This is a genomic window from Algoriphagus sp. PAP.12 (genome assembly GCF_026652115.1).
In the GTDB taxonomy this organism is placed as follows: domain Bacteria; phylum Bacteroidota; class Bacteroidia; order Cytophagales; family Cyclobacteriaceae; genus Algoriphagus.
This window is the reverse complement of sequence record NZ_JAPPSQ010000067.1, coordinates 1-824: the sequence shown is the minus strand read 5'-3', so window position 1 is coordinate 824 and position 824 is coordinate 1. Positions and strand designations below refer to the sequence as shown.

Genomic DNA, 824 nt, shown 5'->3' with positions numbered 1-824 from the left:
AATATTGGCATAAAAGACCTGCCTATAAGCATAATCCCAATCCCAAGTGGAAGAACCCTGAAAGATATCCTCCTTCCATAAATAGGAGCCCTGTTCGGGGATAGTCATATTCTGATAAGCATCAGAGGTGGTCCAAAATTCATCTGAGGAAATAGTTGGCAACAAAGCCTGTCTATTAAATACCACATTATTGTCCAACAAAAGCTGGACGTCATCCAGTGTCTTGGGGACCAGGAGTCCCTGATCTGGTTTGGGATCCAAAAAGCCATCGCAAGCCCATAAAAGAGCTGCCAATACGCAGATATGAAATTTTTTAAAATGTTTCATTTTATATTTTTTTTATATGATAATTGAAAAAAGGGGCCCGGAGAATCCCCGGGCTGGTCTTACTATTTGGAGGCAACCACCCCTCACCTTATGAAGAAAGCATTAGACTTTTGTCTGTCAACTATTGACCATTCCCCTTATTTCTTTTTAGAATTTATGCTACAGAATGAACCTCATTTCAAACTTTAGAATGAGTTCTCAGAGTTGTTTGATGTCATTTTTAGAAATCAATTTTCAGCCCTGCCGCTATACTTTTGAGAGGCTTTGCAAATCCATAATCAGGATCCCAATCCGTATCTGTTGCTTTCCATATCATCCCCAGATTATTGGCATATACAAATACCTGAGCATTCTTAAAATTGGAAAAAGCGCTACCTGTCCCTGCAAAGTTGTAGGAAAGCCGAATATCCTGTAATCGGATATGATCACCCTTTTCAATTAATCCCGAGGAACTCCTATAGAAAATATCCCTAAATGCATCTCTTGTTGCCGGCATA

General features: G+C 39.6%; 1 protein-coding gene and 1 pseudogene. Both read right to left on the bottom strand.

Annotation, left to right across the window (positions count from 1 at the left end; all coding sequences use genetic code 11):
* Window positions 1-327: pseudogene (locus O0V13_RS21470) on the bottom strand (RagB/SusD family nutrient uptake outer membrane protein); the annotation flags it as partial.
* A gap of 220 nt (window positions 328-547) precedes the next feature.
* Window positions 548-824, bottom strand: a 277-nt coding sequence (locus tag O0V13_RS21465; protein ID WP_268037067.1) for a hypothetical protein, incomplete at its 5' end; no start/stop codon positions are given.